Below are 25,940 nucleotides of genomic sequence, written 5' to 3'. Positions count from 1 at the left end.
ACCCGGCCTTTCCGGGCATGCCATCACGCCGCGCCAATAGCCGCCCCGCCGCCGGCTTGCACGTGAAGATCGAGTCATCCGTCCCCGAACCCGCGCGGTTCGCCGCCGCTTACCCTCTCGCCATCGCGCCCCGGCCGCGCCATCTGTGCGCGATGCCCGGCGCGCACCACATCCTCACCTATGCGGAAAACCTGTCCGGCGGCGGCGTCGAGCGCGCGCAGTTGCGGCTCGCGCGCGGCTGGCTCGCCGCGGGGCGGCGCGTCACGCTGGTGATCGGCGACCCGACCGGCCCGCTCGCCGCCGAGCTGCCCGATGGGCTTACAATCGTCGCTGGCTCCGCGCGCACATTGGCCGGCCTTGTCCGCCGCTTGGCCCCCGACATCGTCTTCTGCCCCGGCAATCATTATACCGGCATCGCCGCCTGGATCCGGCTCCGGCTCGGCAGCGCCTGTCCGCCGATCGTCGCCAAGATGTCGAACGCGCCCGACCGCGGCGACCATGGCCGCCTCCTCCACGCCGCGCACCGCGTCTGGCTCGCGCGGCACGGCCGGTTCCTCGATCATCTCGTTGCGATGACTCCGGCCACCGCGCTGCAGGCCGCCGCCGCGACGCGCATGCCGGGCCGGGTCAGCGTCATCCCCAACCCGCCAGCACTTGCGGCGCCGGGCGCGACGCTCCCCGTGCTGCCGTCGCGGTTCATCCTCGGCGTCGGCCGGCTCGAACCGCAGAAGCGCTGGGACCGGCTGCTCGCCGCGGTCGCAGCACTCGCCGATCGCGACATCACGCTCGTCATCCTCGGCGAGGGCGCATGTCGCGGTGCGCTCACGGCGCAGGCGACCGCACTCGGCCTCGCCGCCCGCGTGCACCTGCCCGGCCATGTCGCCGATCCGCTCCCGGCAATGGCCCGCGCACAGGTCGTCGCGCTGACGTCGGATTTCGAAGGCGTGCCGGGCGTCCTGCGCGAGGCACTGTCGGTCGGCACCCCCGTCGTCGCGACCGATTCGAGCCATGCGATTGCCGAGATCGTCGACACGCCCGCACGCGGCACGATCGTCGTGCGCGACGACGGCCCCGCACTCGTCGCCGCACTCGACGCCTGGCTCACCTCCGGTACGCCGCGGCCCGCACCCGTCCCGCAACCCGGCAGCGACTCGGCACAGCGCTATCTCGCGCTGTTCGACACGCTCGTCAGTCCGCGGCCTTCTCGTCCTCGCGGTCCGACCGGCGCTCGAGCGCGGTCTTGAGCATCGCGGTCATCGGATCGGCAAGCGCGAGGCCAAGGATCCCGAACAGCGCGCTCGCCAGGATCTGCGCGCCCAGCGTCAGCGCGGGCGGCAGGTCGACGGTGCGCTTGGCGACCATCGGCACGATCACATAGCCGTCGATCGTCTGCACCACGAAATAGGTGCCGATCGCCCAATAGCCGGTGTCGACGCCCGCGCTGAAGCCGACCGCGACCATCAGCACGCCGGTGACGATCGCGCCGATATTGGGGATGAAGGCAAGGATGCCCGCGATGATCCCGAGCAGCATCGCCATCGGCACGCCGCCCACCGCCAGCGCGATCCCCGTCGCGACGCCCTCGACCGCCATGCCGAGCAGGCGCCCCGCGAGCAGCCGCCGCATCGTCTCGCCCATCGTCACCATCGTCCGGGCGAATTCGTCGCGCAGATCGGTCGGCACCATCCACTGCACGCCGCGCGCATAGGTGCCCGGGTCCATCGCGATGAACAGCCCGAGCACGAGGATCATGAACAGGCTGGTCAGCGCGCCGATCGCGGTGCCGACCCACGATGTCACGCGCCCGACCGACCCCAGCGCCTGCTTGGCGATCCCGCTCACGTCCGACACGCCCGGCATCAGCCCCTGCGACGCCAGATAGCCCGTGAACCGGTTCGCCTGCAGCTCGAGCGTCGAGCGCAGCTGCGTCACCTGTTCGGTCACCTGCACGCCGGTCAGCACGAACGTGCCGATCATGAACACCAGCACCAGCACCACGACGATCAGCAGTCGCCATCCGCGGCTGATCGGCAGCACCCGCCCGAGCAACCGGACGCCGCCGTCGAGCAGCGACGCGAACACCACCGCGGCGAAGATCAACAGCAACGGCTGCACCAGCACGATCGCCAGTGCGATCAGGCAGGCGAGCCCCAGCCAGATCGTCGCGCGCCGCACTTCGGTGCGCAGCGCCGGGTCGCGCATCTCGACCGGGCTGGCCTCGTCGACGCGCTTGGTCGCGCCGCTATCGTCGGCCATCTCAGTTCGCCGTTGCAGGGTGGAGCGACGTGCCCGCGCGATCCGACCGGAGCGATCCCCACCAGGTCAGCGGGTTGTAGGTCGCATCGCCGTCGAGGCTGAAGGTGATGAACTCCGCGCGCCCGCCCAGATTCTCGTACGGCACCGGCCCGCCAAGGCCGAGCTGCGTCAGCGCGAAACGGCTGTCCGCGGACCGGTCGCGATTGTCGCCCATCAGGAAGACATGAGCCGCCGGGATCGTGATCGGCCCGTAATCGTCGCCCGGGCTCCAGCCCATCTCGATCGTGTCGAACCGCCGGCCATTGGGCAGCGTCTCGGTGATCGTCGGCAGGCGACAGATCATCGCGCCGTCGGCCCGCGTCTCGCGCGCGCCGGGATATTCGTCCTCGCTGCACGGGCTGTTGGTGTCGACCGGGATCAGCGTGTCGTGGACGGGACCGCGCTTCACCGGCACGCCGTTCAGGATCACCGTCCCGCCGCGCACTTCCAGCCGGTCGCCCGGCAGGCCGATCACGCGCTTGATATAGTCGTTCTGCGTCCCCGGCGGCGTCACGATCACCACGTCGCCGCGCGTCGGCAGCGATCCGAACAGCCGCCCCTTGATGAAGGGGATCTGCACGCTCCAGCTGTCTTCCTGCTGGCGAAGCACGACGCTCTTGAAGATCGCGACCGGGTTCGGGATCGTCGGCGACACGAACGACCAGCCATAGGCGAATTTGGTGACGACCAGCCGGTCGCCGATCCGCAGGCCCGGCAGCATCGATTCGCTCGGGATGTAGAAGGGCTTGGCGATGAAGCTGTGGAAGCCGAGCACCACCAGCACCAGCCAGAATATGCCCTTCACCTCGCCCCACCAGTCGGTCCCGCGGCGCGCGGGTGCCGTCTTCGTGGTGGGAGGGGAACCGTCGTTGCCCGGGGGCGGGACGGGTGTGGCGCCGACCCGCGATGCTGCCGGATTCTCGAGCGACTCTTTGCCGTCCAACGCCGCTTCCTTCATCGATCTTTATCCGCGGATAACAGGGGTATAGCTTCGATTATCACAAAGGCCTGCGCCCAGGGATGATCGTCCGTCATGGTCAGGTGCACGCGTGCGGCGTGGCCTTCGGGGGTCAACGCGTCAAGCCTCGCCTTGGCCCCGCCGGTCAGGGCCAGCGTCGGCGCACCGCTCGCGGCGTTGACGACGCCGATGTCCTTCATGAACACGCCTGCGCGAAACCCGGTGCCGACCGCCTTCGAAAACGCCTCTTTCGCCGCGAACCGCTTGGCGAGCGTCCCCGCCTTGGTGAACGGCCGCCGCGCCGCCTTGGCCAGCTCCACCTCGGTAAACACCCGCTGCTCGAACCGCTCGCCGAACCGCTCGACCGACGCCTTGATCCGCTCGATATTGCACAGGTCCGACCCCAACCCGATGATCATCGCGACGCCTGGAGTCGGAAGACAAGATATGTTCTCGCGAAGGCGCGAAGGCGCGAAGCGAGCGGGAGACGCGAGCCCGGGGCGGTCTTCAGACTCTTCGCGCCTTCGCGCCTTCGCGTGAACCCCATCTGCACGCTACCGCGCCGCATCCATAGCCTCGCGCATCCGCCGCACCGCCTCGCCAAGCCCGACGAACAACGCCTCGCCCACCAGGAAATGCCCGATGTTCAGCTCGCGCACCTGCCGGATCGCCGCGATCGGCGCGACATTGTCATAGGTGAGGCCGTGCCCGGCATGCACCTCGATGCCGTTCTTCGCCGCCAGCGCCGCCGCATCCTCGAGCCGCCGTAGCTCGACGCTGCGCGCATCGCCCGACAGCTCGACATAACGCCCCGTGTGCAGCTCGACGACCGGCACCTTCAGCCGCACCGCCGCCTCGATCTGCCGCGCGTCGGGCTCGATGAACAGCGACACGCGGATCCCCGCCCCGGCCAGCGCGTCGACCAGCCGTTCCATCCGGTCATAATGCCCCGCGACGTCGAGCCCGCCCTCGGTGGTCAGCTCCTCGCGCTTTTCGGGCACGATGCACGCCGCATGCGGCCGGTGGCGCAGCGCGATGCCGAGCATCTCGTCGGTTGCCGCCATCTCCAGGTTGAGCGGGATCGCAAGCTCGGTCGACAGCCGCGCGATGTCGTCGTCGGTGATGTGCCGGCGATCCTCACGCAGATGCGCGGTGATCCCGTCCGCCCCCGCCGCCGCCGCGACCAGCGCCGCGCGGACCGGATCGGGATAGCCCGCCCCGCGCGCATTCCGCACCGTCGCGACGTGATCGATGTTGACGCCGAGGCGCAGATGCGCGGTGCCGGGGGGGCTCATGCCGCCGCCCTGCTGCCGGGCTTGATCGCCGGGATCGCCGCGAGTTCCGGGGGCAGCGCATCCGCGGCATAGGTCGGCACGTCGAGCCGGATCAGCGGGAAGAACGGCACGCCCAGATCCGCCGCGCCGTTCGACCGGTCGACCAGCGCCGCCGCCGCGACCGTCTCGCCGCCTGCGCGCCCGATCGCCGCGATCGCTTCCTTCGACGACAGCCCGGTGGTCACCACGTCCTCCATCATCAGCACGCGCTGCCCCGGCGCCAGCCGGAAGCCGCGGCGCAGCTCGAACACGCCGTCGGGCCGCTCGAGGAACATCGCCTCGACGCCCAGCGCGCGCGCCATCTCATGACCGCAGATCACCCCGCCCATCGCCGGCGACACCACCGCGCTGATCGATCCGCGCAGGTCCTCCGGGATCCGCGCGACCAGCGCCTCCGCCAGCCGCGCGCCACGCCTGGGGTCCATCAGCACGCGCGCGCATTGCAGATAGCGCGAGCTGCGCAGGCCCGAGGACAGGATGAAATGCCCCTCGAGCAGCGCCTCGGCAGCGCGGAATTCGGCGAGCACGTCGTCTTCGGTCATCGCGGGTCATCGCTCCAATGAAATCTGTCGCGCTGTACGATCGCGGCAAAGTCCACGCAATGACAACCGCCACCGCCCCCGCCACCGCCACCGCCCCGGCCGCCATACGCCCCGAAAAATTTGCCGGCCCGTGCAACAAATTCAACAAAGCCCGCACCGGGGTTGAGGCTCGCCCCGCCGCCGCCTATAGCCGAATGTCAAAATGATAAGCAGACATCCGCGCGTCCGTGATACGGGTTCGCACCAAACCGGGGTCAAGAAAAACGATGCGCATACTGGGGATGAGAGGATTGGCGATCGCAGCGGGGCTCGCACTGGCGAGTCTTGGCGGCGTCGCCGGGCAGGCTGCACCGGCTTCGCAGGCCGCCGCGACCGCGCCTGACACCGGCGCCGTGGGCGCTGCACCACAGGCCGCGGCCGGCCCGGCCGGCGTGTCGAACACCGCACCCACCAGCGCTGCCGCCCCGGCGACCGCGAATCCCTCCAGCCCGGCGCTCGCCGAGGATGGCGGTTATGCGATGGCCCCGACCCCCGGCGTGGGCCAGCCCACCCCCGGCACCGTCGGCCTCCAGCCACAGGTCACCAAGAACGGCGTCTTCGCGCACTGGATGCACAATGCGATCCTGATGCCGACGATCACCGCGGTCTCGCTGCTGGTGCTCGCTTTGCTCTTCTGGGTGGTCTTCCGCTATCGCCGCGCCGCCAACCCGGTGCCGTCGAAGACCAGCCACAACACCGTAATCGAGATCATCTGGACGCTCGCCCCGGTGATCATCCTCGTGCTGATCGCGGTCCCGTCGATCGGCCTGCTCTCCGCCCAGTTCAAGCCGGCGCCCGCGGGCGCGGTGACGATCAAGGCGATCGGCAACCAGTGGTACTGGACCTACCAGTATCCCGATAACGGCGGCTTCGAAGTCACCGCGAACATGCTGAAGGAGGCCAAGGACGTCGGCGCGGGCGAACGCGCGCGCACCGATGCCGACGGCCCGCGCCTGCTCGCGACCGACAACCGCATCGTCCTGCCGGTCGGCGTGCCGATCCGCCTCATCACGACCGCGAACGACGTGATCCACAGCTGGGCGGTCCCCGCCTTCTGGATCAAGCTCGACGCGATCCCCGGCCGCCTGAACGAGACGAGCTTCACGATCGACAAGCCCGGCCTCTATTTCGGCCAGTGCTCCGAGCTCTGCGGTGCGCGTCACGCGTTCATGCCGATCGCGGTCCAGGCCGTCTCGCCCGCGCAGTTCGCGGCGTGGGTCCGGGCCAAGGGCGGCTCGATGCCGACCCCGGGCCAGGCCTCCGACAAGGTCATTCCGCAGCCCGGCGCCGACGGCTCCGCGGCCAAGGTCGAGGAGGCGGCGGAAACCGCCAACGCCACCGGCCCGGTCGAAAACGTGACCACCGCAGCGCCTGCGACGACGCAGGGCGCCACCTCCAACCCGGCCGGCGCCGGCAACGCGGGACTGTAAGATGACCGACACCGCTCTCAACCCGTCGGCATTCGTGGCCCATGATGCGCATGCGCATCATCACGATGCCGATCACAAGCCCGGTTTCTTCGCGCGTTGGTTCATGTCGACCAACCACAAGGACATCGGCACGCTCTACCTGATCTTCGCGATCGTCGCGGGGATCATCGGCGGCTCGGTCTCGGGCCTCATGCGCGCCGAGCTCGCCGAGCCCGGCATCCAGTATCTGCAAGGCTGGGCCGGCATGCTCCATGGCGGCAGCGCCAGCCTAGACGAATCGCTTCACCTCTGGAACGTGCTGATCACCGCGCACGGTCTGATCATGGTGTTCTTCATGGTCATGCCGGCGATGGTCGGCGGGTTCGGCAACTGGTTCGTGCCGATCATGATCGGCGCGCCCGACATGGCGTTCCCGCGCATGAACAACGTGTCGTTCTGGCTGCTGATCCCCGCCTTCACGCTGCTGCTCGCCTCGCCCTTCTTCGGTGGCGCAGGTAACGGCTGGACGCTCTACGCCCCGCTCTCGACCTATGGCGAGCCCGGGCCGTCGACCGACATGGCGATCCTTGCGCTCCATCTCGCGGGCGCCTCGTCGATCCTCGGCGCGATTAACTTCATCACCACCATCTTCAACATGCGTGCGCCGGGCATGACGTTGCACAAGATGCCGCTGTTCGTGTGGTCGATGCTCGTCACCGCGTTCCTGCTGCTGCTCGCGCTCCCGGTCCTCGCGGCCGCGATCACGATGCTGCTGACCGATCGCAACTTCGGCACGACCTTCTTCGATCCGGCCGGCGGCGGTGATCCCGTCCTCTACCAGCATCTGTTCTGGTTCTTCGGCCATCCCGAAGTCTACATCATGATCCTGCCGGGCTTCGGCATCGTCAGCCAGATCATCTCGACGTTCAGCCGCAAGCCCGTCTTCGGCTATCTCGGCATGGCCTATGCCATGGTCGCGATCGGCGTGGTCGGCTTCGTCGTCTGGGCGCACCACATGTTCACCACCGGCCTGTCGGTGAACACCAAGATGTACTTCACGGCCGCGACGATGGTCATCGCGGTCCCCACCGGCATCAAGATCTTCTCGTGGATCGCGACGATGTGGGGCGGCTCGATGAGCTTCAAGACGCCGATGGTCTGGTCGATCGGCTTCATCTTCATGTTCACCGTCGGCGGCGTGACCGGCGTCGTGCTCGCCAACGGCGGCATCGACGACTACATGCAGGACACCTATTACGTGGTGGCGCATTTCCACTACGTGCTCAGCCTCGGCGCGGTGTTCTCGCTGTTCGCGGGCTTCTACTACTGGTTCCCGAAAATGTCGGGCAAGATGTACAACGAGTTCCTCGGCCAGCTCCACTTCTGGGTGTTCTTCATCGGCGTGAACGTCATGTTCTTCCCGATGCACTTCCTCGGCCTCCAGGGCATGCCGCGCCGTTACCCGGACTATCCCGACGCCTACGCGCACTGGAACTATGTCGCGACGGTCGGCTACATGATCATGGCCGCGGGCATGGCGATCTTCTTCGTCAACCTGATCTGGTCGCTGATCGCGGGCAAGAAGGCGGCGGACAATCCCTGGGGCGACGGCGCCACGACGCTCGAATGGACGATCTCCTCGCCCCCGCCCTATCACCAGTTCGAGACCCTGCCGAAGATCGACTAAGGGCGGATCAGGGCCATCAGGCCCCCGCCCGGCCGGCGCGGCAACGCCGCGTCCGACGACACGGGACTTGCTCCCGTGTCGGGGCCAGCCAGAAAAGCGCCTCGGGGCAACCCGGGGCGTTTTTCATATCCGCCCCCCCAAACCGTCATCCTGACGAACGTCAGGACCCAGAGCCCAGCCGGACAGCGCGCGCCCGAAAATCGTCCCACCCCGGCACGCCCCAAAATCCGCCGCTAGCCAAACCCCGCGCGGGTCCCCAAACACGGCCCATGCCGACGCTCCAGCACCTCGCCGTCTCGATTCTCGGCCTGACCCTCGCCGGCGGCACCGCGATCGCGCTGACCGGCGCCCGCCCCGTGACGGCGATCCAGGACCCCGCCCCACCCCGCACCGCGCCAAAGGCCCGCCCCGCGGCACCTGCCCCCAAACCGGCCGCCCCGGATCCCGCCGCCTACACCGTCAAGCGCATCCTCCAGATCCCCGGCCCCATGCGTCAGGGCGACCATTACTGGGACGAAACCGGCGCCCCCCAGGGCCCCGTCATCGTCACCGTCGACCTCGCCGCGCAGACCGTCTCGGTCTTCCGCGCCGGCTATGAGATCGGCACCGCGGTCATCATCTACGGCGCGGACGACAAGCCGACTCCCCTGGGCGTCTTCCCGATCACGCAGAAGGATGCCAACCACGTCTCCAACATCTACAATGCGCCGATGCCGTACATGCTGCGGCTGACCAATGACGGCATCTCGATCCATGGCAGCGATGTCGGCGACGGCTATGCCACGCATGGCTGTATCGGCGTGCCCAGGGCGTTCGCGAAGCGGATCTTCGACGCGGTGAAGCTCGGCGACCGGGTGATCGTCACCGATGGCGAGCGACTCGACCTCGGCCAGCCGATCACCGCCGCCTGATCGGCATACCCGGATTTCGATTTTCCCAGCAGAAGCCCAGCAGAACCATGGCTTTCCCCGAACCGCCGGGTCGCGTATAGGCCTGCGCAACCATGACCACTGCGACGCCCCTGCTTCCCCCCGCCGAATGGCGCGACTTTCTGGCGCTGACCAAACCCCGGGTGATGACGCTCGTCGTGTTCACCGGGCTGTGCGGCATGCTCGCCGCGCCCGTCGGCATCCATCCGGTGATCGGCTTCACTGCGATCCTGTGCATCGCGCTCGGCGCGGGTGCGGCGGGGGCGCTCAACCAATGGTATGAATCCGATATCGACGCGGTGATGCGCCGCACGCAGAAGCGCCCGCTTCCCGCCGGCCGGATGGACCGTCAGGCCGCGCTGCATTTCGGCGTCGGGCTCGCGAGCTTCTCGGTCCTGCTGATGGGGCTCGCGGTCAACCTCGCCGCGGCCGCGATCCTGACCGTCTCGATCCTGTTCTACGTCCTCGTCTACACCGTCTGGCTCAAGCGCCGCACGCCGCAGAACATCGTCATCGGCGGTGCAGCGGGCGCCTTCCCGCCGCTGATCGGCTGGGCGGCAGCGACCGGTGACGTCGCGCTGCTCCCGCTCTTGCTGTTCGGGCTCGTCTTCCTGTGGACGCCGCCGCATTTCTGGGCGCTCGCGCTGTTCGTGAAGACCGATTACGCCAATGCGGGCGTGCCGATGCTCCCGGTCGTCGCGGGCGAGCGCGTCACCCGGACTCAGATCGGCCTCTACACCATTCCGATGGCGCTCGCCGCGGTGCTCCCCTGGCCGCTCGGCCTGGTCGGCAATTTCTACGGCATCGTCGCAACCGTCCTGACCGGCATCTTCGCATGGCTCGTGGTCGTCGTCGCGACGCGCACGACCGGCACCGACGACGCGATGAAGCCCGAGCGGCGATTGTTCAAATATTCGATCCTGTATCTCTTTGCGATGTTCGGCGCGCTCGTCGTCGATAGGTGGCTGGCATGAACGACGACAAGACCCGCGAAGACCTGATCCGCCGCCGCCAGATGGGCCGGGCCAAGGTGATGGCGCTGCTGCTCGGCGCGTTCGTCATCCTCGTCTTCGCCATCTCGATCGCCAAGATCCAGGCGGGGATGCCGCACTGATGCGGATCGAGCGCACCACGCGAACCGCCCTGCTCGCGGTGCTCGGCATCTGCTTCATGACCGGGCTCGCCTTTGCCAGCGTGCCGCTCTACCGCCTGTTCTGCCAGGTCACCGGCCTCAACGGCACGACGCAGCGCGGGCTCGTCGCCCCGGGCGGGACCGATCGCCAGATCCGCGTCGATTTCGACGCCAATGTAAACCCGAAGCTGCCGTGGAAGTTTGCGCCCGAAAACCCGTCGGACACGATCGCGGTCGGCGCGCGCGACATGGCGTTCTTCACCGCGACCAACACCTCGGACCGGCCGATCACCGGCACCGCGACATTCAACGTAACGCCCGCGCAGGCCGGCAAATATTTCACCAAGATCCAGTGCTTCTGCTTCACCGAGCAGACGCTCAAGCCCGGCGAGACCGCGCGGATGCCGGTGATCTTCTTCGTCGATCCGAAGATCCTGAAGGATCCCGACGCGGCGGATATCCAGACGATCACGCTCAGCTACACGTTTTACCCGGTGGATTCCGCGAAAAACGCAAGCTAGGACAGTCGTAAAGAACATAGGGGAGTAACATGGCCGGCGCCAAGAACCACGATTATCACATCCTGCCGCCCAGCGTCTGGCCGCTGGTCGGGTCGATGTCCGCGCTCGTGATGGCGGTCGGCGGCGTCATGTGGATGCATGGCGGCCATGTCGACAAGCCCAATGGCGGCGGCTGGATCTTTTTCATCGGTCTCGCCGGGCTGCTCTTCACTTTCTACAGCTGGTGGGCACAGGTCATCGCCGAGGCACGCGCGGGCGATCACACCCCCGTCGTCCAGCTCCATTTCCGCTACGGCATGATCCTGTTCATCGCCTCCGAAGTCATGTTCTTCGTCGGCTGGTTCTGGGCCTTCTTCGACTTCTCGCTTTTCCCGACGGCGATGAGCATCGTCGACGGCCAGGTCGAACGCGCCGCCGAAGGCGCGGCCGCGGTCGCCGCGCAGTGGCCGCCCAAGGGCCTCACCGTCATCAACCCGTTCGAGCTGCCGCTGCTCAACACGCTGATCCTGCTGACGTCCGGCACCACCGTCACCTGGGCGCATCATGCGCTGATCCACAACCAGCGCGGTGGCGAGAAGACCGGGCTGTGGGGCATGATCGGCGTCGGCAACCGCGACGGCGTGCTCAAGGGCCTGTGGCTGACCGTCATCCTCGGCGCGCTGTTCAGCGCGATCCAGGCCTATGAGTACATGCACGCCCCGTTCCCGTTCAAGGGGATCAACTATGGCGCGGCGTTCTTCATGGCGACCGGGTTCCACGGCTTCCACGTCCTCATCGGCACGATCTTCCTGATCGTCTGCCTCGTCCGCGCCTATAAGGGCGACTTCACCCCGCGCCAGCATTTCGGCTTCGAGGCCGCGGCCTGGTACTGGCATTTCGTCGACGTCGTCTGGCTGTTCCTGTTCGTCACCGTCTATGTCTGGGGCGGCTGGGGCGCCCCCGTCCACGGCGGTTGAGCGTTCACGCCCACCCCCTCCCTGCCTACCACCCCGGCGAAGGCCGGGGCCCAGTTGGCAAGGCCGCGGTAACGAAGCGCTGCCCTCAGTCAGCAACGCCCCCCAACTGGGCCCCGGCCTCCGCCGGGGAGGTGGCATCTGGCGAACCGCGCGCCCTTCTCACCCTGTTCTCCCGCGAAGGCGGGAGCCCAGCCTGGCTCCCAACCCTCGCGGCGAGACACACCGGGCAAGGCGACCGCGCATGACCCCCGACCCCTACCCCCTCGCCTCAGCCCCCCCGATCGCCCAGGTCGCGCTCAAGGGCCTGTGCCCGCGCTGCGGCAAGCCCACCCTCTTCGCCAGATGGGCCGAATTCGCCGACCGCTGCTCCAATTGCGGCCTCGATTTCAGCAAGTTCAACGTCGGCGACGGCCCCGCCGCGTTCCTGACGCTGATCCTCGGCGCGATCGTCGTCGCGCTCGCGATCACGCTCGAGCTGACGCTGCACCCGCCGCTCTGGGTGCACATGCTGGTCTGGATCCCGTTCACCGCCGCGGGCGTCATCCTGTCGCTCCGCGCCGCCAAGGGTGCGCTCATGTCCGCCGAGTATCGGAACGCCGCGCGCGAGGGTCGCAGCCAGCCGTGACGACCACCCGGCGTTTCCCCGTCCTCCCGACCCTCCTCGTCGCGCTCGCGGTCGCGGCGATGATCGCGCTCGGCCTGTGGCAGCTGCTCGACCGCCTCCCGAAAAAGGAGGCGTTCCTCTCGCAGCTCGCCGCCAACCCCGCGCGTCCGCCGATGGCGTTCCCGAGCCTCCCCGACGAGACCCTGCTGTTCCGCCGCGCGACGGGCGTCTGCCTCGAGCCGACCGCGATCCGCCTTGCCGGCGCGGGCAAGGCGGGCTTTCGCGTCATCGCCGACTGCCGCACCGGCGCCGAGGGCCCCGGTATGATCGTCCAGCTCGGCACGACGCGCGATCCGAAGCTCAAGCCCCAATGGCCCGGCGGCGCGGTCTCGGGCTATATCACCCACGCCCCCGACGGCCGCTCGCTGATCGGTTCGCTGTTCGACCCGACCCCGGCGCGGCTGATGCTCGTCGCCGACACGCCGCCCGCCGGCCTCGCCCCCAACGGCAAGCCCGACCTCGACGCGGTCCCGAACAACCATCTCGCCTATGCCGGCCAGTGGTTCTTCTTCGCCGCCATCGCCGCGATCATTTATGTCCTGGCACTGGGCAGGCGCGGCAAGGTTGTGTCGAAAGCTGCGTCCCGCTAACCGGCTTGGCCATGCGTTACATCAGCACCCGCGGCTCGGCCCCCGTCCTCGATTTCGAAGCGGCGACGCTCGCCGGCCTCGCATCCGATGGCGGCCTCTACCTCCCCGAGGCATGGCCGACGATGACCCGCGACGAGATCGCCGCGCTCGCCGGCCTCTCCTATGTCGACACCGCGGTCGCCGTCATGGCGCCGTTCGTCGGCGACGCGATGACCCGCGACGAGCTGAAGGCGCTCTGCGACCAGGCCTATGGCCGCTTCTCACACGCTGCGGTCGTCCCGCTGGTCCAGCTCGACCACGACCAGTGGCTGCTCGAACTCTTCCACGGCCCGACGCTCGCGTTCAAGGACGTCGCGCTCCAGCTGCTCGGCCTCTTCTTCGAACGCTTCCTCGCGGGCACGACCAAGCGGCTGACGATCGTCGGCGCGACCAGCGGCGACACCGGCTCGGCCGCGATCGACGCGGTCGCGGGGCGCGAGGGCATCGACATCTTCATGCTCCACCCCGCCGGCCGCATCTCCGACGTGCAGCGCCGCCAGATGACGACGGTGCTCAGCCCCAATGTCTACAACATCGCCATCGAAGGCAGCTTCGACGACGCGCAGGCGCTCGTGAAGGCGATGTTCAACGACCCCGGCTTCTCCGACCGGTTCGCGCTGTCCGCGGTGAACTCGATCAACTGGGCCCGGCTGATGGCGCAGGTCGTGTACTTCTTCTACGCCGCGGTCCGCCTCGGCGCGCCCGATCGCGAGGTCGCCTTCTCCGTTCCCACGGGCAATTTCGGCGACGTCTTCGCCGGCTATGTCGCCGCCCGCATGGGCCTTCCCGTCGCGCGGCTGATCGTCGCGACCAACGTCAACGACATCCTCCACCGCGCACTCAGCAGCGGCGACTATTCGAAGACCGGCGTCGAACAGACCCCGACCCCGTCGATGGACATCCAGGTCAGCTCGAACTTCGAACGCCTGTTGTTCGACCTCGGCAGCCGCGACGGCGCAGCACTCGCAGCCCAGATGGCGGGCTTCGAATCGTCTGGCGCGATGCGGCTCACCAACGCGCAGTCGCAAGGGGCGGCGGCCTTGTTCCAGAGCGACCGTGTCGATCTCGACGACATGACGCTCGCGATGCGCTGGGCGCATGAGCATGCCGGGCAGGTGATCGACCCGCACACCGCGATCGGCCTCGCCGCCGCGCTGCGTACCGAGGTGCCGCCCGGTACCCCGATCGTCACGCTCGCCACCGCGCATCCCGCCAAGTTCCGCGACGCGGTCGAGCGCGCGACCGGCGTCCGGCCGTCGCTCCCCGCACGCGTCGGCGACCTGTTCCAGCGCGAGGAGCGCTACGTCACGCTGCCCGCGACCTTCGACGCGATCACCGCCTATATCGCCGACCGCGCAAAGCCGTCGGCATGAAGACGCTCGACACCCTCATCGGCGAACCCTGGGCGGACTACGGCCTGATCGATTCGGGCCACGGCAAGAAGCTCGAACGCTATGGCCGTTTCCGCTTCATCCGCCCCGAACCACAGGCGATGTGGGCCCCCGCCTCGACCGACTGGAAGGCGCAAGGCGAGTTCGTCCCCGGCTCGGACGAGGATGGCGGCGGCCGCTGGGAATTCTCGGAACCCGTGCCCCGCGAGGGCTGGACGCTCAAGTGGAACGAGGTGTCCTACACCGCGCAGACCACCCCCTTCCGCCATCTCGGCTTCTTCCCCGACATGGCGCCGGTGTGGAGCTGGATGCGCGAGCGCGTCGCCGGGCTCGACAGCCCCGAATGCATGAACCTGTTCGGCTATACCGGCGTCGGCACGCTCGCCATGGCGACCAAGGGCGTCCGCATGGTCCATGTCGATGCGTCGAAGAAATCGGTCGAGGCGGCCAAGGCCAATGCGCGCCTGTCGGGGATGGCCGACGCGCCGATCCGCTGGATGACCGACGACGCCGCCAAGTTCGTCGCGCGCGAGGTGCGGCGCGGCCGTCGCTATGACGGCATCCTGCTCGACCCGCCGAAATATGGCCGCGGTCCCGAGGGCGAGGTCTGGCGGCTCGAGGAGGACTTGCCCCGCCTCATCGCCGACTGCCGCAAGCTACTCGACGAGAATTCGCGCTTCCTGTTCCTGACGGTCTACGCGGTCCGCATGTCCGCGCTCGCGATCGGCGAACTGCTCAACCAGGTCTTCGCCGACCTGCCCGGCAAGGTCGAAGCCGGCGAACTCGGCGTCCGCGAGGAAACCCGCGGCCTCACCCTCCCCACCGCCATCTGGGCCCGCTGGTCCCGCGACTGACGCGGGACCACCCCCAAACCGTTCGTGCTGAGCGAAGTCGAAGCACACCCCCGCCCCAAACCCCAAGATCCGTTCGTGCTGAGCGAAGTCGAAGCACCAGCCCCAACCCCCGCCTACTCCATCCCAGCCCGCATCGCCGCCCCCGCCACGAACGGCGCCCCCGCCACCAGCACCAGGCTGACCGCGCCGAGCAGCTTGAACGCCCCCGCCCCGCCGACCGGATCGAGCGCCCCCGCGCCAAAGATCAGCAATGGCACCGCGAGCGGAAGCATCACCAGCCCCGCCACCGCACTCCCGCCGCGCAACCCCGCGACCAGCGCCCCCGTCGCGACCGCAAGCGCAGCCAGCCCCGGCGTCCCGATCGCCAGCCCGATCTCGACCCGCACCAAGGTTGCCCCCGACAGGTCGAGCAACCCCGCCGCGATCACCGCCGCCAGCATCAGCGGCGGCGCGAACGCCACCCAATGCGCTAAGATCTTGCAGGCCGCGACCAGCGCCAGCGACACCCCGCGCACGCGCAACTGGTCGAGCATCCCGCTCTCCAGGTCCGGCCCGACCAGCCGCTCGACCGGCAGCAACGCCGCGAGCAGCGCCGCCGCCCAGATCACCCCGCCCCCGACCCGCGCGAGCACCGCCGCATCGGGCCCGATCGCGAACGGAAACAGCACTGCGACCAGCAGGAAGAACGCGACGACCAACGCCGCCCCGCCCCCCGCATAGCCGCGCCGCACGTCGCGCAAGGTCAGCGCCAGCATCACGCCGCCTCCTCACCCGACAGGACGATCGTCTGCGCCCCCGGAATCGCCAGCGGGAGATGCGTCGCGGCCAGCACGATCCCGCCCCCGCCCCGGTGCCGCGCGATCAGCGCCTCGAGCCGCCCGAGCGACGCCGCATCGAGCCCGTTGCCCGGTTCGTCGAGCAGCCAGATCGGCGCGCCGGACCCGACTACGCGCGCCATCGCCACGCGCCGCCGCTGCCCGGTCGACAACATCCGCACCGGCACCCCCGCCAGCGCCGCGAGCCCGACGGCGTCGAGCGCCTGCGCCACCTTCACCCCGTCCGCCCCGTCGAGCGCCGCCCAGAACGCCAGCCCCTCGCTTACCGTGCGCTCCGCATCCAGCGCCGCCGCCTCGGCGAGCAGCGCGATGCGCCCGGTCGCGGTCACCGCACCCTCGGCGGGCGGCAACAGCCCCGCGGCGATCCGGATCAGACTCGATTTGCCGACACCGTTCGGCCCCGCGACGACCGCCGCCTCACCCGCCGCCAGCGCGAACGACACGTCGTCGAACAGCCGCCGTCCGCCGCGGTCGCAGGCGACACGGCGAAACGCCAGGCTCACGCCGCGGCGTCTTCCAGCGCATGCATGTCGTCGTCGCTCAGCCCGAAATGATGCCCGATCTCGTGGATCGTGACATGCGCGACCAGATCGTCGAGCCGCACCCCGGTCTCGATCCATTCCTCGAGGATCGCACGCCGGTACAAGGTGATACGGTCGGGCATCGCGCCACTATCCATCGACGATTTCTCGCCCAGCGGCCGCCCCTGATACACCCCCGACAGGTCGAGCGGATGCTCGATGCCGAGCTCTGCCAGCGTCTCCTCGTCGGCGAACTCCTCGACCACGAACACCACGTCGCCCAGATGCACGCGGAATTCGGCGGGCAGCCGCGCGATCGTCGCGCGCCCGATCGCCTCGATCGCAGCCGCATCGGGCGCGAGCCCCTGCGTATCACCATGGATTGTCGCTTGCCCGCTCATGGCTCCAGCCATACGCGTTGGCGATCCATAGCTGCAAGGGTACGCGAATGATCGAGGCACTGAACGAGACCGAGCGGGCCGAGGCGCTCGATGGACTCGACGAGTGGGATTATGACGATGGCCGCGACGCGATCACGCGGACGATCGTGTTCGCCGATTTCGTCGAGGCGTTCGGGTTCATGACCCAGGTCGCGCTGATCGCCGAACGCGCCAACCATCATCCCGAATGGAAGAATGTCTGGAACCGCGTCGAGATCCTGCTGACCACCCACGACGCCGGCGGCCTCTCCCCCCGCGACATCGAAATGGCCGAAGCCATCGACGCCATTGTCGGCGACTCCTGACGCTCCTCCCGTCATCCTGACGCCCCCACCCCGTCATCCTGACGAAAGTCAGGATCCAGAGCCCCAAACGGCAACGCCCGTGACTCTGGGTCCCGGATCAAGCCCGGGATGACGGGACGCCCCCCTAGCGCTTCACACTCCGCCGCATCCGCTTGCGCAGCGACCCCGGCATCCAGCGCGCGGCGAACGCCATGCGGTGCGCGGTCTTGCCGACATAGGTGTGGACCGCATTGCCGTGCACCGCCGCCCAGGCCGCGTCGGCGACCGCCTCGACCCCGGTCAGCTCGAGCCCCGCGCCCGTCACCGTCTCGCGGATCGACCGGTTCGATCCCCCCGCGGTCGTGTTCAACAGCGGCGTGTCGATGAAGCTCGGCACGATCGCGCGCACCTTGATCCCGTCGCCCGCCCATTCGCCGTCGAGCGCCTCGGTGATCGCGCGCACCCCGAACTTGGTCGCCGAATAGGGCGCCAGCCCCGACGAGCCATAGATCGCCGACGCCGATGCGGTGTTGAGCAGGCACGATCCCGGCGTCCGCTTCAGATAGCCATGACCGATCTTCGCGCCGTTCAGCACGCCGACCAGGTTGACGCCGACCACCCGGTCGATCTCGGCGAAGTCGGTCGTCGCGAGCGGTCCGCCCGAGCCGATCCCGGCATTGTTGAACAGCACGTCGAGCCGCCCACCCGTCACGGCCGTGAACGCATCGAGCGACGCCACCCACGCGTCGCGGTCGCGCACGTCCATCACATAGGTCGACGCCCCCTCGGGCAGCAGCGCCGCGGTCTCCGCCAGCCCCGCGGCGCTGACGTCGGCCAGCCCGATCCGCCAGCCCTTGCGCGCGAACAGCAAAGCGGTCGCGCGGCCGATCCCCGAACCGCCGCCGGTGATGAATATGCTCTGCTGGCTCATGGCCGATCCTCTCCGTTTGATTTTGCGGTATGTTTCCCGCATCCTGCGCCCAGATGCCAGATCAATCTCCAGCGCTCGCTTTCGAACGCGTCACCAGGGCTTACGGCGCGACGATCGCGGTCGATGCGGTCTCGCTCGAGATCGCGGGAGGCAGCTTTGTCGCGCTCGTCGGCACGTCTGGATCGGGCAAGTCGACCCTCCTCAAGACGATCAACCGCCTCGTCGAGCCCAGCGACGGCCGCGTCCTGCTCGACGGCACCGACGTCACGCACGGCCCCGCGCCCGCGCTGCGCCGCCGGGTCGGTTATGTCTTCCAGAATATCGGCCTGTTCCCGCACATGACGATCGCCGAGAACATCGCGATCGGGCTGCGCATCGCCGGCCGCGGCGACGAGGCCGATGTCGGCGCGCTGCTCGATCTCGTCGACCTGCCGCGCGGCATCGCCGGGCGCCTGCCCGACGCGTTGTCGGGCGGCCAGCGCCAGCGCGTCGGCATCGCCCGCGCGCTCGCACCGGGGGCAAAGCTGCTGCTCCTCGACGAGGCGTTCGGCGCGCTTGATCCCGTCACCCGCGACGCGCTCGGCACGCGCATCCGCGAGCTGCACGACCGGCTGGGCCTCACCACCATCCTCGTCACGCACGACATGGCGGAGGCGTTGCTGCTCGCCGACCGCGTGCTCGTCATGAAGGCCGGGCGGATCGTCGCCGATGCGACCCCTGCCGCGCTCGTCGCGGGTGAGGGCAACGACGACGCGCAGGCTCTGGTCCAGGTCCCCCGCGCGCAGGCCGACCGCCTCCGGGCGCTCGTCGCATGAGCGCGTTTCTCGACGCGCTGACCCGCGTGCCGCCGTTGCTCGCCAGCCACGTCCTGCTGTCCGCGGCGGCACTCCTGCTCGGCATCGCGATCAGCCTGCCGCTCGCGATCTGGTCCGCGCGCAACGCCGCGGTCGCGCGCGTCGCGCTCGGTTTCGCCAGCCTCGTCCAGACGGTCCCCAGCCTCGCGCTGCTCGCGCTCTTCTATCCGCTGCTGCTCAGCCTCTCCGCGCTGGTTGGCGGCGGGATCCCCGCCTTGGGCTTCCTGCCCTCGCTGATCGCGCTCACGCTCTATGCGCTGCTGCCGATCCTGCGCAACGCGGTCGCGGGGCTGAAGGGGCTCGATCCCGCGGTGTCGCAGGCCGCCGACGCGGTCGGCATGACGCCCGCGCAGAAGCTCCGCCTCGTCGAGGCCCCGCTCGCCGCCCCCGTCGTCGTCGCCGGCATCCGCACTGCCGCGGTCTGGACGATCGGCGCGGCGACGCTGTCGACCACGGTCGGCCAGCCGAGTCTGGGCGACCTGATCTTCGCCGGGCTCCAGACGCAGAACTGGGCGCTGGTGCTTGCCGGCTGCGTCAGCGCGGCGGCGCTCGCGCTTATCGTCGACGCGCTGATCGGCGGGATCGAACAGGGCATCCGCGCGCGCCGCCGCTGGCTGTGGATCGCGAGCGCCGCGCTGCTGGTCGCAGGCACCGCGCTCGCCACCGCGCCGCTCTGGCCCCGCGGCGGCGGCGGCGACCGGACGGTCGTCGTCGGCGCGAAGAATTTCTCCGAGCAATATATCCTCGCGCGGCTGATCGGCGACCGGCTGACCCGCGCGGGCTACACCGTCACGTATCGCGACGGTCTGGGCTCCGCGCTCGTCTTCGGCGCGCTCTCAGGCGGCGATATCGACGTCTATGTCGACTATGCCGGCACGATCTGGGCCAACGAGATGAAGCGCAGCGACGTGCCCGAGCGCACCAAGATGGTCGCCGATATCGGCAATTGGGCGAAGAGCACGCACGGCGTCGGCCTGGTCGGCACGCTCGGGTTCGAGAATGCCTATGCCTTTGCGATGAAGGCGGACGTGGCGCGCCGCCAGCGCATCGCGAGCCTCGACGATCTGGTGAAGGCCGCACCAGGCCTGACGCTCGGCAGCGATCTCGAATTCCTCGAACGCCCCGAATGGGCGGCGGTGAAACGCGCCTATCCGCTCCGCTTCGCACGCACCACGCCGTACAGCCCGACCTTCATGTACCGCGCGTTGCAGAGCGGGAAGGCGGACGTCATCTCCGCCTTTTCCTCGGACGGCCGGATCGCCGCGGACAGGCTGACCGTGCTCACCGACCCGCGCCACGCGATCCCCGGCTATGACGCGATCCTGATGGTCGCCCCCGCCCGCGCGAACGACGCCCGCTTCACCGCCGCGCTCCGCCCGCTTATCGGCCGCATCCCGGTCGAGGCGATGCGCACCGCCAATTACCAGGTCGACCGCGACACCGACAAACAGACCCCCGAAGCCGCCGCCCGCTGGCTCGCGAGCAAGATCGGCCTCTAACCTCAAATCCGTCATCCTGACGAAAGTCAGGATGACGCGAGCCTCAGAAAAACAGCTTCCGCACGCTCAACCGCACCGTCCGCCCCAGCGGATCCAGATAATCCGGCTGATAGGTATTCGGCACCGCCCCGCTCGCATCCGTCACCCGCTGCCGCGTGTTGAACACATTGTCGACCGACAGCGTGACGCGCATCCCGCGCAGCCACGGCCGCGCCTTCACCCATTCGAGCCGCTGCCCCAGATCCGCGAACAGCCGCACGTTTGCGGTCGCCAACCCACCGAAATTGAGCGTCTCGGGCGCCGCCGCGGTCCCGCCATCGACGCGGGTGCCCGCCGCGTAATTCGCCGACAGCCGCGCGCCGAGGCCATTGTTGCTATACCCCGCCTGCGCCTCCAGGCTGTGCCGCGCCGACCCGCCATTATTGCCGATCGCATCGCCGTCGAGCAGGTTCAGGCTCGGCCCGCCCTCCGCGACCAGCACGCGGTCGGTAAAGCGCCAGGTGTGATACAGCGCGAACTGCACACGCCCGCCGCCCTGCCCGCGCCCGCCGCGCCCGAAGCCGCCGCCCCCGCCGCCCGGACCACCGCCGCCCGGACCACCGCCGCCCGGACCGCCACGTCCTTCACCCGGCCCGGCGCCTTCGCCCCGCGGTCCTTCACCCCGAGGCCGCCCGCCGCCCGGCGGCTGCATCCCGGCAAACGGATTGGGCCCCGTCCCCGCGCGAAACGCCTCGAGCTCGCGCTGGATCTTCGACTTCAGCGGCGCGGAGAAATTGATCCCCCAGCGCAGTTCGGAGCGTTCGCTGCGCGCGAAATTGATCGGCCGCCGGTCGACCTGCAACAGCGCGCCCGTCGCGTCGCGGACGAACCGGTCGGGGAACGCCGCCTCGATCGCCGCGGTCGCGGCCGGGAAGGCGGCGATCGGATTGTCGGTCCGGCTGTCGACATAATTGGCGGTCAGCGTCACCTCGCGCCCCGCCCAGGGCTTCACCGTCAGCCCCAGCTTGGTCACGCGGTTATTGTCCGCGCTCAGCCCGGGATTGCCGCCGCTGATCGTGGTGACGGTCGCGGTCGTGCCCTGGACATAATCGAACACGCGGACATTGGGCGTCGTGATCGACGGATTGCCCAGCTGCTGTGCGGTCGGCGCCTGGTCGGTGTCGGTCACCGACGCGATCAGCCGCACCGCCGGGATCGGCGCCCAGTTCGCGCCGTAACCGAGCGTGGTCAGCGTGCCGAAATCCGACAAATGATCCTGCGCCAGGTTGAAGTTCGCCGACAGCGTGCCGAGGAACGGCAGCACGTCCTTCGACCGGCTCGCGATCGGCAGGTCGACATTGACCTGGCCGTTGACCGTGTCGCGTGCCACCTGTCCGCGCTGCGCGAACCCGCCGCGATCCGACCGGCTGTCGAAATCGGCGGTCTCCGCGCCCAGCTTGAGCGTCGTCGACACGTCGCCCGCGGGCAGCGCGAACAGCCGGCCATTGGCGACCGCGTCGATCCCGCCGATGCTCTGCGTCGCATAGGCGCGGTTGCCCGCCGCCGCACCGATATCCGCCGCGGTCAGCGCGCCCAGCGGCACCGCGGTCGGATCGCCCGCCGCCAGCCGCGCATTGAACGCGCCCGCATCGACGCCGGTATCGGTAAAGGTCTGCGTGTCGCTGCGATCGTAATTGCCCGTCACCGTCCAGCGCCACGTGCCGACATCGCCGTTCAGCGTCGTGCCCAGATGCGCCGCGATCGACGACGCGCGCTGCGCCAGCGGCAGGAAACCCGGATCGTCGAGCGCACGGTTGATCACGCTGCCGTCCGCCAGCGTCAGCGCCGCGACGGGCAGGCCGTTCAGGCTGCGGCTGTCGGTCGATTCGAGCCGTCCGTTGATCGTCGCGCCGACATTGCCGAAGATGTTGCGCGCATAGACGCTGTTCGCGGTGAAGGTGCTCGTCTGGCCCTGCAGTGTGCGGAACGGCGTCGGATCGACAACCGCGCCGCCCGCTCCCACCGCCCCGCTGCCGTTGCCCCCGGCGATCGGCACGATGTCGCGCTCGGCCTCGGTCAGCGCCGAACTCGTCGTATATTCGGCATGCAGGTTGACCCGCCGGTCGCGCGCGATCGTCAGCAGGTCGAGCTTGGCCTGCGGCGTGTTCGTCCCTCCCTCGGTCGGCATCCGGTCGATCGCCTCCGCGGTCACCGCGCGAAAGCGGCGGCGCAGCACGAAGTTCACGACCTTCTGGTCCGCGCGATAGCCATATTTCAGCGCGACCTCCTCGGGCAGGATCTCGACGCGCTGGATCGCCTCGGTCGGGATGTCGCGGATTTCGGAAAAGCTCGAGATGCGCCGCCCGTTGAGCAGCACCACCGGCGCGCCCCCGCTGCCGCGCCCGCTCGTCGTCTGCGGGCTGAGTTCGGCAAGCAGGTCGGACACCGAGCTGACGCCGTAGGAGCGGATGTCCGCCTGGCCGAGCGTCTGGTCGGGCGGAATGTCGCCGACCACCGATCCGGGCAGCTTGCGCGATCCGGTGACGACGATCTCCTCGCCCTCGACGCTATCCTCCGGCTCGGCTGCGGAACCGTCCGTCTGCGCGCCCTCTGTCGCCGGCACCGGCGCGGGCGCCTGTTGCGCCGCCGCCATCGCCGGCAGGCTCACCGCCAGCATCAAACCCAGTGTACGCATAACCCTGACATCCCATCGACCTGACCCCGGCACCTAGGGGCCAATTGTCGCAGGATTATGCCGCTTCACCGCGCCGCGTCGGTCGGTCCGGCCATGATCCCGGCGGCCCCGACGGCGGGCGGCGTCCCGATCAGCTCCATCCGCGTCGTCGTCGCGCCCAGATCGATCCCCGCCTCGCGGAACTGGCGCAGCAGCGTGAACAGCAGCGCGCTGCGCACCGGATAGGCGTCGCGCGGGCTCGCGACATAGGCAAAGCAGTTGAGCTTCGCGCGGCCACCATCGACGGAATCGATGAACACCTTCACCTCGGGATCGTCGAGCACCTCGCTCTGGTCGGCAAAGGCGGTGAACAGCATCGTCCGCACCGCGTCGAGATCGCTCTCGATCGGCACCGAGAATTGCAGCTGGATCCGCCCGATCGGCGCGGCCAGCGTCATGTTCTGGATCGTCTTGGTGATCAGCTCCGAATTGGGGACGATCAGCGTCGATCGGTCGGCGACCTGGATCTCGGTCGACCGCACGTTGATCCGCTTGACGTCGCCCTCCTGGTTGCCGATCCGCACCCAGTCGCCGATCTTGACCGGCCGCTCGGCGAGCAGGATCAGCCCCGACACGAAATTCTGCGTGATCGCCTGCAGGCCGAAGCCGATGCCCACCGACAGCGCACCCAGCACCACCGCCAGCTTCTCCATCCCGATGCCGAGCGCGGCGAGCGCCCACAGCACCGCGGCGATGATCCCCGCATAGCGCGCGACCATCGTCACCGAATTCTGTGCGCCCGCATCCATCGCGGTCGTCGGCAGGTAACTGTTGACCAGCCAGTGCTGCAGCCCGCGCATGATCGCCAGCGCAACGAACAGCACCGCGATCGAGCGCAGCACCGCGCCCGGCGATATCGTGATCTCGCCGACCGTGATCCCGCCCGCAAGCGTCCCGAACAGCTCGAACACCGACGTCACGCCCGCCCCGAACGGCGCCATCACCGCGCCGAACGCCAGCATGATCAGCATCAGCCGCAGCACCGCCGACAGCAGGACGCCGATCTGGTCGACCGTCCGGTTGCCGACCCCGAAGCCGCTGTTCGCGCTCCGGCCGATCCGGTTGTTGCTCGACAGCGCGGCGCGGCAGGCGTCGTCGGTGAAGGTCATCATCAGGTACAGCGTCGCGCCGACGATCGCCCCCCACACCATCCACTGCGCAGTCTTCAGCGCGAAATTGACGTATCCGGTCAGCGTGGCGACGAACGCGACCAGCACCGCCAGCCACACGACCAGCGCGACGATCGCGAGCAGGCTGTTGCGGGCGGGCTTCTCGGGATCGGGCTGGGCCGCCGCCCTCAGCCGCCCGAGCGCGACCAGCACGCCGGCGATCAGCGCCAGATGGAGCAGCGCGATCAGCGCGTTCGCCGCGGTCGACGCCGCCGCACTCGCACCGACCAGCGCGTTGGCCGTGATCAGCAGCTGGCCGAAGAACACCAACCCCGCCGCCGCCCAGGTGAAGGGGCGCAGCGTCTGCGCCGCGCTGTCGCCGATCGGCAACAGCCGCCAGCTCGGCTGCGCGCGCAACAGCAACGCGCCGCCCAACGCCGACAGGAAGGCCGCAAAGAACGACAATCCGACGAAACGCGCCGCGATCTGGTCGAACGCGGGCGACAGCAGGGCGGACCAGCGCAGCGACTGGACGAACGCCAGCGCGGCGAATCCGGGCAACATCGTGCCGATCACCACCAGCCACAGCGCATAGGCGGACCGCCGGATCCGCCCCCCCGGCGCATGATCGGTCGCATAGCCGCGCCCCAGCCGGTGGAGCGCACCGCGCACCGGCACGAGCACCACCAGTGCGGCGAGCAGCCCGGTCAGCGCGATGATCGCCGCCTGCATGTCGAACCGCTGGACGAACTGGCGCACGCCGGTCGCCGCGAACCGGTTCAGCCGCGCGGTGTCGCGCGGCAGGTGATCGACGATCGCGGTCCACAGCGTCGGCGACAGCGGCGACGCGCTGCGCTCGGACAATTGCTGGCCCAGCTCCTCCGCCTCGGCCGCACCGATATCGTCGATCTGCTGCTTGGCCTCGACCCCGATCAGCCGCGCGCGCTTGATCGCCGAATCGATCGCCGACTGGCTCTGCGCGAGCAACCGGCGCTGCTGGCGGATCTCGGGCGCCTCGACCACCCCCGGTGTCGCCGCGCCCAGCTCGGTCACCCGCGCCTGGACCAGCGCCATTTCGGGCGTCAGCACGCGCACCGCCTCCGCTGCGGTCGCCTGCACCGCCTCCGCCCGCGCCCGCAAAGCCTGCCGCGCCGCATCGTCACGCGCCTCGACCGCCGCATCGTCGACCGCCTGCAACTCCGCCGACGCCCGCGTCAGCCCCGCCGCCACCGACGCCACCCTCGCCTCGTCCTGCGCGACGGCAGGCACAGCGGACACGAGCAACAGCAACGCGGCGAAATAGCGGGGAACGATCATCCGCCCGGCTCTACAGCGTCACAGCCAAAAACGGGAGAGCCCGCCGCCATGGCCCGCCCTCCCTACACACCACCCCGGCGAAGGCCGGGGCCCAGG

The 25,940-nt window shown here is 69.3% G+C and carries 26 protein-coding genes; 15 read left to right on the top strand and 11 right to left on the bottom strand.

What is annotated here, in order from left to right:
- Positions 1-152: 152 nt before the first annotated feature.
- Positions 153-1,244, top strand: coding sequence for a glycosyltransferase (locus tag IFT87_RS07525; RefSeq protein ID WP_192007987.1), 1,092 nt, complete (start codon positions 153-155; stop codon positions 1,242-1,244).
- Here the strand turns inward: IFT87_RS07525 and IFT87_RS07520 are convergent.
- The 5 genes from IFT87_RS07520 to pyrE form a co-directional block, all read right to left on the bottom strand.
- Positions 1,189-2,256, bottom strand: a complete 1,068-nt coding sequence (locus IFT87_RS07520; RefSeq protein ID WP_037530691.1) for an AI-2E family transporter — start codon at positions 2,254-2,256, stop codon at positions 1,189-1,191. The two genes, IFT87_RS07525 and IFT87_RS07520, sit on opposite strands and share 56 nt — an antisense overlap.
- Position 2,257: 1 nt before the next feature.
- On the bottom strand, positions 2,258-3,253 hold the full coding sequence (lepB, locus tag IFT87_RS07515) for a signal peptidase I (protein WP_031439337.1): 996 nt from the start codon (positions 3,251-3,253) through the stop codon (positions 2,258-2,260).
- Entirely contained in the window at positions 3,250-3,672 is a 423-nt protein-coding gene (gene acpS, locus IFT87_RS07510; RefSeq protein ID WP_031439336.1) for a holo-ACP synthase, read from the bottom strand. Before acpS ends, lepB begins: the two co-directional genes overlap by 4 nt.
- 135 nt (positions 3,673-3,807) lie before the next feature.
- Complete coding sequence (locus IFT87_RS07505) at positions 3,808-4,548, bottom strand: pyridoxine 5'-phosphate synthase (protein ID WP_031439335.1); 741 nt, start codon at positions 4,546-4,548, stop codon at positions 3,808-3,810.
- Positions 4,545-5,129 carry an orotate phosphoribosyltransferase gene (gene pyrE, locus IFT87_RS07500; RefSeq protein WP_037530688.1) on the bottom strand — a complete coding sequence of 195 codons (585 nt, stop codon included), beginning with the start codon at positions 5,127-5,129 and terminating at the stop codon, positions 4,545-4,547. The genes IFT87_RS07505 and pyrE overlap by 4 nt, the downstream gene beginning before the upstream one ends.
- 281 nt (positions 5,130-5,410) lie before the next feature.
- Here pyrE and coxB point away from each other — a divergent pair, with 281 nt between their 5' ends.
- The 11 genes from coxB to IFT87_RS07445 all read left to right on the top strand — a co-directional run bounded on the left by coxB (position 5,411) and on the right by IFT87_RS07445 (position 15,340).
- A complete protein-coding gene (gene coxB / locus IFT87_RS07495; RefSeq protein WP_426290273.1) occupies positions 5,411-6,598 on the top strand; it encodes a cytochrome c oxidase subunit II in 1,188 nt (395 codons plus the stop codon).
- A 1-nt stretch (position 6,599) separates the two neighbouring features.
- On the top strand, positions 6,600-8,264 hold the full coding sequence (gene ctaD / locus IFT87_RS07490; protein ID WP_192007984.1) for a cytochrome c oxidase subunit I: 1,665 nt from the start codon (positions 6,600-6,602) through the stop codon (positions 8,262-8,264).
- A 269-nt stretch (positions 8,265-8,533) separates the two neighbouring features.
- Positions 8,534-9,175 carry a L,D-transpeptidase family protein gene (locus IFT87_RS07485; protein WP_192007982.1) on the top strand — a complete coding sequence of 214 codons (642 nt, stop codon included), beginning with the start codon at positions 8,534-8,536 and terminating at the stop codon, positions 9,173-9,175.
- A gap of 92 nt (positions 9,176-9,267) precedes the next feature.
- Positions 9,268-10,167: a heme o synthase gene (locus IFT87_RS07480; RefSeq protein WP_037530876.1), complete on the top strand. Its 900-nt coding sequence runs from the start codon at positions 9,268-9,270 to the stop codon at positions 10,165-10,167.
- The gene (locus tag IFT87_RS07475; RefSeq protein WP_166746380.1) at positions 10,164-10,307 is read left to right on the top strand and encodes a hypothetical protein; all 144 of its coding nucleotides are present in this window, start codon (positions 10,164-10,166) and stop codon (positions 10,305-10,307) included. Before IFT87_RS07480 ends, IFT87_RS07475 begins: the two co-directional genes overlap by 4 nt.
- A complete protein-coding gene (locus IFT87_RS07470; protein WP_031395434.1) occupies positions 10,307-10,846 on the top strand; it encodes a cytochrome c oxidase assembly protein in 540 nt (179 codons plus the stop codon). Before IFT87_RS07475 ends, IFT87_RS07470 begins: the two co-directional genes overlap by 1 nt.
- 29 nt (positions 10,847-10,875) lie before the next feature.
- Positions 10,876-11,802 carry a cytochrome c oxidase subunit 3 gene (locus IFT87_RS07465; RefSeq protein ID WP_031441784.1) on the top strand — a complete coding sequence of 309 codons (927 nt, stop codon included), beginning with the start codon at positions 10,876-10,878 and terminating at the stop codon, positions 11,800-11,802.
- Between the two features lie 241 nt (positions 11,803-12,043).
- Complete coding sequence (locus tag IFT87_RS07460) at positions 12,044-12,427, top strand: DUF983 domain-containing protein (RefSeq protein ID WP_031441783.1); 384 nt, start codon at positions 12,044-12,046, stop codon at positions 12,425-12,427.
- Complete coding sequence (locus tag IFT87_RS07455; RefSeq protein WP_037531828.1) at positions 12,424-13,056, top strand: SURF1 family cytochrome oxidase biogenesis protein; 633 nt, start codon at positions 12,424-12,426, stop codon at positions 13,054-13,056. Before IFT87_RS07460 ends, IFT87_RS07455 begins: the two co-directional genes overlap by 4 nt.
- A gap of 11 nt (positions 13,057-13,067) precedes the next feature.
- A complete protein-coding gene (gene thrC, locus IFT87_RS07450) occupies positions 13,068-14,468 on the top strand; it encodes a threonine synthase (protein ID WP_037531826.1) in 1,401 nt (466 codons plus the stop codon).
- A complete protein-coding gene (locus IFT87_RS07445) occupies positions 14,465-15,340 on the top strand; it encodes a class I SAM-dependent methyltransferase (RefSeq protein WP_056017567.1) in 876 nt (291 codons plus the stop codon). The genes thrC and IFT87_RS07445 overlap by 4 nt, the downstream gene beginning before the upstream one ends.
- A gap of 113 nt (positions 15,341-15,453) precedes the next feature.
- On the opposite strand, the gene IFT87_RS07440 is transcribed toward IFT87_RS07445, so the two are convergent.
- From IFT87_RS07440 to IFT87_RS07430, 3 genes are read right to left on the bottom strand one after another with little or no spacing between them, the layout of a single operon-like run.
- Entirely contained in the window at positions 15,454-16,095 is a 642-nt protein-coding gene (locus tag IFT87_RS07440) for a heme exporter protein CcmB (RefSeq protein WP_192007981.1), read from the bottom strand.
- Entirely contained in the window at positions 16,095-16,679 is a 585-nt protein-coding gene (gene ccmA, locus IFT87_RS07435) for a heme ABC exporter ATP-binding protein CcmA (protein WP_192008217.1), read from the bottom strand. Before ccmA ends, IFT87_RS07440 begins: the two co-directional genes overlap by 1 nt.
- Positions 16,676-17,098, bottom strand: coding sequence for a metallopeptidase family protein (locus IFT87_RS07430; RefSeq protein WP_416365719.1), 423 nt, complete (start codon positions 17,096-17,098; stop codon positions 16,676-16,678). The genes ccmA and IFT87_RS07430 overlap by 4 nt, the downstream gene beginning before the upstream one ends.
- 47 nt (positions 17,099-17,145) lie before the next feature.
- Between IFT87_RS07430 and IFT87_RS07425 the strand changes: the two genes are divergently transcribed.
- Positions 17,146-17,442: a 4a-hydroxytetrahydrobiopterin dehydratase gene (locus IFT87_RS07425; RefSeq protein ID WP_031394518.1), complete on the top strand. Its 297-nt coding sequence runs from the start codon at positions 17,146-17,148 to the stop codon at positions 17,440-17,442.
- 124 nt (positions 17,443-17,566) lie between these two features.
- Here the strand turns inward: IFT87_RS07425 and IFT87_RS07420 are convergent, their stop codons facing one another.
- Positions 17,567-18,352, bottom strand: coding sequence for an SDR family oxidoreductase (locus IFT87_RS07420; RefSeq protein WP_031440926.1), 786 nt, complete (start codon positions 18,350-18,352; stop codon positions 17,567-17,569).
- A gap of 53 nt (positions 18,353-18,405) precedes the next feature.
- Here IFT87_RS07420 and IFT87_RS07415 point away from each other — a divergent pair, with 53 nt between their 5' ends.
- Positions 18,406-19,167 (top strand): ATP-binding cassette domain-containing protein, encoded by a 762-nt coding sequence (locus tag IFT87_RS07415; RefSeq protein WP_192007980.1) that lies wholly within the window; start codon positions 18,406-18,408, stop codon positions 19,165-19,167.
- Positions 19,164-20,705 carry an ABC transporter permease/substrate-binding protein gene (locus tag IFT87_RS07410; RefSeq protein ID WP_192007979.1) on the top strand — a complete coding sequence of 514 codons (1,542 nt, stop codon included), beginning with the start codon at positions 19,164-19,166 and terminating at the stop codon, positions 20,703-20,705. The genes IFT87_RS07415 and IFT87_RS07410 overlap by 4 nt, the downstream gene beginning before the upstream one ends.
- 43 nt (positions 20,706-20,748) lie before the next feature.
- Here IFT87_RS07410 and IFT87_RS07405 read toward each other — a convergent pair whose 3' ends face one another.
- A complete protein-coding gene (locus IFT87_RS07405) occupies positions 20,749-23,379 on the bottom strand; it encodes a TonB-dependent receptor (protein WP_192007977.1) in 2,631 nt (876 codons plus the stop codon).
- A gap of 65 nt (positions 23,380-23,444) precedes the next feature.
- Positions 23,445-25,844, bottom strand: coding sequence for a DUF3772 domain-containing protein (locus IFT87_RS07400; protein ID WP_192007976.1), 2,400 nt, complete (start codon positions 25,842-25,844; stop codon positions 23,445-23,447).
- Positions 25,845-25,940: the final 96 nt, after the last annotated feature.

The organism is Sphingomonas sp. CFBP 8765, assembly GCF_014841445.1.
GTDB lineage: Bacteria > Pseudomonadota > Alphaproteobacteria > Sphingomonadales > Sphingomonadaceae > Sphingomonas > Sphingomonas aerolata.
Note: the sequence above shows the minus strand (reverse complement) of the source record. Positions and strands in the feature narration are given on the sequence as shown.

Excerpts from the sequence above, each read along its gene's own strand:
- IFT87_RS07480 (WP_037530876.1), top strand. The coding sequence starts at position 9,268 with ATGACCACTGCGACGCCCCTGCTTCCCCCCGCCGAATGGCGCGACTTT.
- IFT87_RS07485 (WP_192007982.1), top strand. The coding sequence starts at position 8,534 with ATGCCGACGCTCCAGCACCTCGCCGTCTCGATTCTCGGCCTGACCCTC.
- IFT87_RS07410 (WP_192007979.1), top strand. The coding sequence starts at position 19,164 with ATGAGCGCGTTTCTCGACGCGCTGACCCGCGTGCCGCCGTTGCTCGCC.
- IFT87_RS07415 (WP_192007980.1), top strand. The coding sequence starts at position 18,406 with ATGCCAGATCAATCTCCAGCGCTCGCTTTCGAACGCGTCACCAGGGCT.
- IFT87_RS07520 (WP_037530691.1), bottom strand. The coding sequence starts at position 2,256 with ATGGCCGACGATAGCGGCGCGACCAAGCGCGTCGACGAGGCCAGCCCG.
- IFT87_RS07505 (WP_031439335.1), bottom strand. The coding sequence starts at position 4,548 with ATGAGCCCCCCCGGCACCGCGCATCTGCGCCTCGGCGTCAACATCGAT.
- IFT87_RS07470 (WP_031395434.1), top strand. The coding sequence starts at position 10,307 with ATGCGGATCGAGCGCACCACGCGAACCGCCCTGCTCGCGGTGCTCGGC.
- IFT87_RS07400 (WP_192007976.1), bottom strand. The coding sequence starts at position 25,844 with ATGATCGTTCCCCGCTATTTCGCCGCGTTGCTGTTGCTCGTGTCCGCT.
- IFT87_RS07430 (WP_416365719.1), bottom strand. The coding sequence starts at position 17,098 with ATGAGCGGGCAAGCGACAATCCATGGTGATACGCAGGGGCTCGCGCCC.
- lepB (WP_031439337.1), bottom strand. The coding sequence starts at position 3,253 with ATGAAGGAAGCGGCGTTGGACGGCAAAGAGTCGCTCGAGAATCCGGCA.
- thrC (WP_037531826.1), top strand. The coding sequence starts at position 13,068 with ATGCGTTACATCAGCACCCGCGGCTCGGCCCCCGTCCTCGATTTCGAA.
- acpS (WP_031439336.1), bottom strand. The coding sequence starts at position 3,672 with ATGATCATCGGGTTGGGGTCGGACCTGTGCAATATCGAGCGGATCAAG.
- IFT87_RS07465 (WP_031441784.1), top strand. The coding sequence starts at position 10,876 with ATGGCCGGCGCCAAGAACCACGATTATCACATCCTGCCGCCCAGCGTC.
- coxB (WP_426290273.1), top strand. The coding sequence starts at position 5,411 with ATGAGAGGATTGGCGATCGCAGCGGGGCTCGCACTGGCGAGTCTTGGC.
- IFT87_RS07445 (WP_056017567.1), top strand. The coding sequence starts at position 14,465 with ATGAAGACGCTCGACACCCTCATCGGCGAACCCTGGGCGGACTACGGC.
- IFT87_RS07475 (WP_166746380.1), top strand. The coding sequence starts at position 10,164 with ATGAACGACGACAAGACCCGCGAAGACCTGATCCGCCGCCGCCAGATG.
- IFT87_RS07440 (WP_192007981.1), bottom strand. The coding sequence starts at position 16,095 with ATGCTGGCGCTGACCTTGCGCGACGTGCGGCGCGGCTATGCGGGGGGC.
- IFT87_RS07420 (WP_031440926.1), bottom strand. The coding sequence starts at position 18,352 with ATGAGCCAGCAGAGCATATTCATCACCGGCGGCGGTTCGGGGATCGGC.
- ctaD (WP_192007984.1), top strand. The coding sequence starts at position 6,600 with ATGACCGACACCGCTCTCAACCCGTCGGCATTCGTGGCCCATGATGCG.
- IFT87_RS07405 (WP_192007977.1), bottom strand. The coding sequence starts at position 23,379 with ATGCGTACACTGGGTTTGATGCTGGCGGTGAGCCTGCCGGCGATGGCG.
- pyrE (WP_037530688.1), bottom strand. The coding sequence starts at position 5,129 with ATGACCGAAGACGACGTGCTCGCCGAATTCCGCGCTGCCGAGGCGCTG.
- IFT87_RS07460 (WP_031441783.1), top strand. The coding sequence starts at position 12,044 with ATGACCCCCGACCCCTACCCCCTCGCCTCAGCCCCCCCGATCGCCCAG.
- IFT87_RS07425 (WP_031394518.1), top strand. The coding sequence starts at position 17,146 with ATGATCGAGGCACTGAACGAGACCGAGCGGGCCGAGGCGCTCGATGGA.
- IFT87_RS07525 (WP_192007987.1), top strand. The coding sequence starts at position 153 with ATGCCCGGCGCGCACCACATCCTCACCTATGCGGAAAACCTGTCCGGC.